The following is a 7284-nucleotide window of genomic DNA, read 5'->3' on the forward strand; positions in this document are numbered from 1 at the left end:
TTCTGTCAGAAAACGATAAATAACTAGTTGTAGAAAAAGGAGGATCTGGGTTTATGGTCTATTAAAAACTCTTAAGTCGATAGATATGGAGGTCAGCCCAGATACGTGTAAATCCAGAATCTTTTCAAGATGGGACAGAAAAAAAAGCAGTCTTTAAGAATATTATTAGGTTTACATAGTTATCGATAATAGGTATTATGTAAATTTTATTAATATCTAAATACCTTTAAAAAATAAATATTCTAGTAACTGATGCTTGATGTGGAAATGGTAACTCGCGAAAGAAATGTCGAATTTAATAGAAAATTGTATATTTTTGTTGTTTTATTTTTATTTTCATGCTAGACTTATAATTACAAAGAAAGAGTATACAAAAACCCTTAGCGATATAATTATCTGAATTTTTAGTTTTATTTGTTAGTTTGCTTTACATCATTGACATGTGTGTATGCATTTTTTCCTCCACTCTTTCTTTGCTGTGCCCTTTAGAAAAAAACAACTTGTCTTCGTCCAAGTTGTTTTTTTTCTGTAAAGATTGCATTTATTGTTTATGATTGTTTAGGTAGTAATTCAAAAAAGTACCTATCAGGGACATAGCTTTTAAGGCGAGTTTTTAGAAAGCATTTTTATGAAAAATTGGCAGGAATTATTTAAAAATTAAAATACCCCCTCTTTTCTGTGTACCTCGACACATTTAATTTGTATAATATAAAAACTAAGAAAATTAAAAAAATAAATACATATGCATGTTTACATTAATAGGGGTGAGAGAATATGTACAAACTGACCGAGATTATTGACGTAAAAGAAATACAAACTATGGCAGAACACTTTTATCTTTTAACACAGATTTCACATCAGCTGCTTGATTGCAACGGAGGAATCATATTTCATTACGGCACACCATCCTCTGATATACATTTACATACAAAAATTCATGTCCCTATTATATTCAATGAAAATACGATTGGTGATTTTGTGATTTTGTCGCCTAAAGATAGTATTGAATCTTGCACTATATACTTTAAATCCCTTGCAACGATTATAACGAATAAAGGAATGAATACATTACAGCAAGTGCAGAAAGATCAATCTATCCCTGCTGAAAAATTATATACGATTTTACACAACATGCCCGTTATGGTTGATGCTTGTGATGAAGAAGGGAATATTGTCATATGGAACCGAGAGTGTGAACTTGTAACAGGTTATAGTGCCGCTGAGATTATTAACAATCCTTGCGCGTTAGAGCTACTTTATCCAGATGAAACGTATCGGAACAAGTTACTTCAAGGATTTTCTGAACTTGGTAAAAACTTTCGTGATTGGGAAATGACACTCACTTGTAAAAACGGTGATGAAAAAACAATCCTGTGGTCAAACCTTTCAGATGAATTCCCTGTTCCTGGATACAGTCACTGGGCAGTTGGTATTGATATTACGCATCGGAAACAGGTAGAAGAAAAACTTATAGAAAAATCTTCAGAGTTAGAATTAATTTTTAAAGCACTCCCAGACTTATGTTTTTTAACAAGACTTGACGGAGTAATCGTTGATTATAAAGCCGGCTGTCCATCAAGATTTTATGTACCTGTCGAACAATTTATGTATAAAAAATTTCAGGATGTGTTACCTTTAGATGTTGCCCTGCAGCTACAAGAAGCAATTGCAAGGGTACAGCAGAATAATTCCATAGAAATTGTAGAATACTCCTTGCTCATGCATAATAGTATTTACTTTTTTGAAGCACGATGTTTACCACTATTAACAGATAAAGTAATGGTTATGGTTCGCGATATTACAGAGCGTAAAAAGACAGAGGAACTATTAAATAAATCAGATAAATTAGCTACTGTCGGTCAACTCGCTGCAGGGGTTGCACATGAAGTGCGAAACCCACTCACTGTTATTAAAGGATTTATACAATTATTAGAGATACAAATAAAACATGAATCAAAATATTTTCAACTCATACTTTCTGAAATTGAGCACATTGAATCTATTATTCATGAATTTTTATCGATTGCTAAGCCTGAGGTATGTTCTTTTGAACAAGAGAGCATTGATGTAATTTTAAAAAAAGTTGTATCATTAATTAACACAAAGGCAATTATGACAAATATTCATGTCACATTCCAAACGGATCCTGACGTTGTATATATTGATTGTTGTAAAAAACAATTAAAACAAGTGTTTATCAATGTTTTACAAAATTCGATTGAAGCAATGCCACATGGGGGAGACATAATCATTACCACTAAGAAAGTAAGTAACAATGAGGTGGAAATTTGTATTTCAGATGAGGGGATTGGTATTCCGGAAGAAAGAATTGCAAAACTTGCTGAACCTTTTTATAGTACGAAAGAAAAAGGAACAGGTCTCGGTTTAATGATTAGTTACAAAATTATTGAAAGTCATCAGGGAAGAATTTGTATAACAAGTAAAGTTGGAGTAGGAACCTCGGTGTACATTTATTTACCGCTTTTGCAAAATATTTAAATACTGACTTAAATGAAAATATGGCATATTATTTTGGGATTGCATGTGTACAAGCGGCCTCGTGGGTATACCCAAAAATTTCCCCAACAAAAAACTCCCCGTAAAGCATATACACTTTACGGGGAGAGCCTGTTTTCTATCTTATTATATACGTACAGCCGTACCACTTACAGCAACCATTAACATACCATCACGAACAACTTCGTAGTCTACGTCAACACCAACGATGGCATTAGCACCTTTTTGTCTTGCAAGTTCTTTCATTTCATCCATCGCAATATCACGCGCTTCTTTTAATTTACTTTCATAAGCACCAGCACGACCACCGACAACATCACGAACTGAAGCGAATAAATCGCGAACAATATTTGCACCCATAATAGCTTCACCATTTACAATATCAATATATTCACTAATTTCTTTCCCTTGAATTCCCTGCGTCGTTGTTACAATCATGATTGACACTCTCCTATAACTTATCATTTTTAATTGGCGTTTCTTATGTCTTTATTATGACATGGAAAAAGTAGCTAAACTATCTAATAACCTTACAGGAATGTGACATTTTTGTAAGGAAGATTTACTCATTTTCTATTCGAATTTCTATAAAACATGACCTTTTTCTGATCAATCTTGTCGGGATAGATATACTAATTCTGTAATTATTTGCTTTGCATCAAACTCTAGCAATAGAAAAGCCTTGCTGATCGCAAGGCTCATCTCCTCATTTCATCCAATTGTGTATCGACTATCCTCTGAAACAAGTAAACTTGTATGATCAATTTTAACAACACATTTCCCTAACCTCCGCTTTACTTCCGATTGTAATTTCTTGTTTGCTTCCTCTAAAGAATGTGCTGGAATAATTGCTGATTGTAAGTCTGTTACCTTGCCATCATACATCACAGAAAAATCAATTTCATATCGATGTATCATGATTTCCCCACTTCCTTTCCAATAGTAGGCTTACCATTCATCCTTACATGCTTTTTGTTTTCGTATATTTTTACAATTACACTATGTTTCTTCACAATCCTCGCTAACCCTGCCAAAATAACCTTTAAAAATTCCAATACTTAATAAAATATATGAAAAGACCTTAAAAAAAATCATGCTCATACCCTTTTTTTCGAAATTTCATTTAAGCTACTTAAAATCCCGAATAACAAACATAATCTCATTCGATACCAAATATATTAACGGTTCATTAGAAATCGATTACAAATAAATCTGGAATGTGATTTTCTCTGGAATGGAAATTTTTTGTGCTGAAAACTATATAAATGTTGTTATCCAACACACTCAATTGATACCCCTGGTAAAAAGGGGCTAATTTTTCATCACTACTCCTATCTCTCTCCCGGAAATAGCCTTATAATTTAGAATAATAGGACTAATTATGATGCATTTTGTAGGATTTTTATACTTTTTGTCGAATACATGTAAAAAGGAGGGAATATGGCATGCTGTTCACAGGATTCTTCATTAATCTATCTATTTTTTCTTTCCTAGCTAGTTCAGCTATTTTTATTCAAGTATTTATAAGGAAAATGGATAATAAATTTATCCATTTATTTTTGGGGACATATGCAGGTATCATAGCTGCTATTTTGATGATTTTTAATTTTAAGCACATGGGATTGTTTTATGACTTGCGAGCCGTTCCTCTTATTATTTCGTTTATTTATTTTGGTCGTAGAGCTGGTTGGATTACGTTAATGTTTATTTTATTTATGCGTATTTTCTACCTTGGTGGTGATTGGGGACCAGCTTTGATAGCTGCTTTAGGAATTGCTACTATATATACTATATTCAAAACATATCTCAAAAATACCCATCCCTTTAAAAGCGTCTTTCTTTATCTAGCTGTTTATCTAGCCATAATTCATGGGGTATTTGGATTCTTTTTTCCTTCTATCTCACTTATACTTCTTGACATCCAAGGTACATTATTTATATCTTGCGGACTCTTAATTGGTGTTTTTCTTATGGAATCCTATCAAAAATTATATTACTTAACACAAGACCTAGCTAAAGCGAATGAAACTTTACTAGAATCAAAGCGAGAATTAAGGGATACCGTACATGAACTACAAGGAGGTATTGTTAAATTTAAAAAAGTAAATGGGAATTTTATTCATACTCTGTGTGATGGACAATTATTTTATCAACAAGGGTTTCACTCTGAACAAGTTGTAGGCAAGCTTTTACCTACTATAGATTCTTCCATTATTCCATCCCATTTAGTTCCTCGATTACTAAAGTATTATCAACAGGCATGGGATGGTGAAGAAGTAACTTTCGAACTACCATGGCCAAATGATGAGACTATGATACTTTTCTCTCTTAGGCCAGTTAAAAGAGAGGGAACAGTGGTTGAGGTGGTTGGTTCTTCTGTTGATATAACGAAAAGAATAAATGCGGAAAATGAACTAAAGGTAACGAAAGAACGACTGGAATCGTTTATTAATCATAACGTAGATGCTATCACTATATTTGATTTAGATGGACATATGTTGCAAGCGAATAAAGCTTATGAGAAGATATTTGGTTGGTCAGAAAAAGAATCAGTAGGAAAAAAATTACCTTGCGTACCTGATTTTTTAATGAATGAAACTTTAGAGTTAATCAAAAATATTAGTAATACCAATATACAAGATCCGGTTATTACTAGGTTAGAAACAGTTAGACAACGAAAAGATAAAACTCTAATTGATGTAAACGTGACAGTTTCACCAATTCTAGATTTAAGAGGAAATATAATTGCTTTATCAGGAATTTGTAGAGACATTTCTGAAAGAAAACAAGCAGAAAGAGAACGCCTTCAATTACATCAACAATTAAGAGACAGTGAAATGAAATACCGTGCGCTCATCGAACAAGCAACTGACGCAGTATATGTAGTAGAGCTAAATGAGGATCAACTTCCGGCTCGATTTATTGAGGTAAATCCTGTTGCGTGTAAAAGATTTGGATATAGTAGAGAAGAGCTTCTTTCGATTCCATTTCCTAGTAACGTTCCACCAGATTCTCCGATAATCAAAAGAGTGATCGAAAAAATTAGAGAAGGGCAAACTTCTTTCACTTTGCAAGATGAATTTGTTTTTCCGACAGGAAGAACAATAACAACTGAATTTGGTGTCCGTGTTTTTAACTTGAATGGAAAAAATGTTTTCTTGAGTATCTCTCGAGATATCACAGAACGGTTAAAAACAGAAGAATTATTACGAAAGTCGGAAAAACTTGCTGTAGTAGGCCAATTATCCACTGCAATTGCTCATGAAATTAAAAATCCTTTAACAGCAATGAAAGGATTCATGCAATTATTAAAATCAATGGAAAATAAGAACACTGAGCATTATATAGATATCATGTTAGCAGAGGTTGAACGTATAGATAGTATTACTAATGAATTTATGACATTAGCAAAACCTGAGGCATTAGAAATTAAAACTAATGACCTGAATGTATTAATGAAGCAAATTGTAATGTTACTTGAGCCTCAAGCAATAATGAATTGCATACAAATTAAAACTGAGTTTACATCTGATACTTCATTCATACTTTGTGAAGAGAATCAATTGAAGCAAGCTTTTATAAATATCTTAAAAAATGCGATTGAAGCAACACCAATGGGAGGGGAAATCTTGATTCAAATCGAATATGTGCCTGATCAAAACCAGGTAAACATTCGATTTACCGATTATGGGTGTGGAATTGAACAGGAACGTATACCTTACCTAGGAGAACCATTTTATAGTCTCAAAGAAAATGGTATCGGTTTAGGATTAATGATCTGTTATAAAATTATTGAGAAGCACCAAGGAAAGATACTTATTGAAAGTGAAGTAGGAAAAGGAACAACAGTTAATATAAATCTTCCTATATCTACTCTCAAAAAAGAAAACGCTTATTCATCTTCTTAGATACATCCTAGAATCATGAAGTATAGTTATACAATTTATTAAATTTTCCCCTTTAGATTTAATTATCTAAAGGGTTATCTGTTTATGTTAAGAAAATCTCATATTGTACTCTCGCCATTTAACAGCTTTACGAACTGCTTGAAGTAGGGACGTATAAAATTTCTAATAATCTTAAATATAGAAATTTCCCTATTTCTACAAGTGGATATTTCTATATATCCCTATTTTCGTTAGCAAAAACAAGTGAATCCGCAGGAGTAAAACAAATTTAAAAACCAACAATGCAATAATACAACTCTATCAAAATTACAATAACAGGAGCTAGTCTGTGAATAAATATTATATGAGTGCTATCTTAAGTATTGTACATTCTGTTGTATTATTTATATTTAGTTTCTATCAGACTAAAATAGGTGGAGTAATATTTGCTTTAATTATATGAGCGAGTATTAAATTTCTAGCTGATGGTGTATTAAATGAAAGTAAACACAAAAAAACAATTGATTTTGAAATAAACCGAAGAGTAATCACCTTAATAAGATAATTACTCTTTTTTATAGAAACTTAAAGAATCCAAAATTAAAACCCACACATTTTGATCAAACTTTTTTCAAAATGTGTGGGTTTCCTCTATTTATAAATCAATATTTGTAGCAATACTTTGATCAAGCTATAATTCAAACCAACATAACCAGTCTTTTTATCTCATTCGTTGACGAACAAATACGAATCCACCTAAAGCCACCAACAACATTCCTACAATATATGAAATCATCTCCATTGATGTTCCACCTGTATTAGGAAGCCATACTGATGTCTTAGTATTTTCTTTAGTTGATGGATCTTTTGGATCTATGCT

Annotated in this window: 5 protein-coding genes; 2 read left to right on the forward strand and 3 right to left on the reverse strand. The window is 32.3% G+C overall.

The window, feature by feature from the left end; translation table 11 throughout:
* Nucleotides 1–774 precede the first annotated feature (774 nt).
* Complete coding sequence (locus tag COE49_RS26850; protein WP_088233370.1) at nt 775–2499, forward strand: PAS domain-containing sensor histidine kinase; 1725 nt, start codon at nt 775–777, stop codon at nt 2497–2499.
* A gap of 144 nt (nt 2500–2643) precedes the next feature.
* Here the strand turns inward: COE49_RS26850 and COE49_RS26855 are convergent, their stop codons facing one another.
* Both COE49_RS26855 and COE49_RS26860 read right to left on the reverse strand, forming a co-directional pair.
* Nucleotides 2644–2955, reverse strand: coding sequence for a heavy metal-binding domain-containing protein (locus COE49_RS26855; protein ID WP_000637500.1), 312 nt, complete (start codon nt 2953–2955; stop codon nt 2644–2646).
* Between the two features lie 273 nt (nt 2956–3228).
* Nucleotides 3229–3435, reverse strand: a complete 207-nt coding sequence (locus COE49_RS26860; RefSeq protein ID WP_002130290.1) for a hypothetical protein — start codon at nt 3433–3435, stop codon at nt 3229–3231.
* A 527-nt stretch (nt 3436–3962) separates the two neighbouring features.
* Here COE49_RS26860 and COE49_RS26870 point away from each other — a divergent pair.
* A complete protein-coding gene (locus tag COE49_RS26870; protein ID WP_088233371.1) occupies nt 3963–6425 on the forward strand; it encodes a PAS domain S-box protein in 2463 nt (820 codons plus the stop codon).
* Between the two features lie 700 nt (nt 6426–7125).
* Here COE49_RS26870 and COE49_RS26875 read toward each other — a convergent pair.
* Nucleotides 7126–7281, reverse strand: coding sequence for an LPXTG cell wall anchor domain-containing protein (locus COE49_RS26875; protein WP_255294762.1), 156 nt, complete (start codon nt 7279–7281; stop codon nt 7126–7128).
* Nucleotides 7282–7284 lie beyond the last annotated feature (3 nt).

Origin of the sequence: Bacillus sp. AFS029637, assembly GCF_002584985.1 — a bacterium.
Lineage (GTDB): Bacteria > Bacillota > Bacilli > Bacillales > Bacillaceae_G > Bacillus_A.

Coding starts and splice junctions, on each gene's coding strand:
- COE49_RS26850 (WP_088233370.1), top strand. CDS start 775: ATGTACAAACTGACCGAGATTATTGACGTAAAAGAAATACAAACTATG.
- COE49_RS26855 (WP_000637500.1), bottom strand. CDS start 2,955: ATGATTGTAACAACGACGCAGGGAATTCAAGGGAAAGAAATTAGTGAA.
- COE49_RS26860 (WP_002130290.1), bottom strand. CDS start 3,435: ATGATACATCGATATGAAATTGATTTTTCTGTGATGTATGATGGCAAG.
- COE49_RS26870 (WP_088233371.1), top strand. CDS start 3,963: ATGCTGTTCACAGGATTCTTCATTAATCTATCTATTTTTTCTTTCCTA.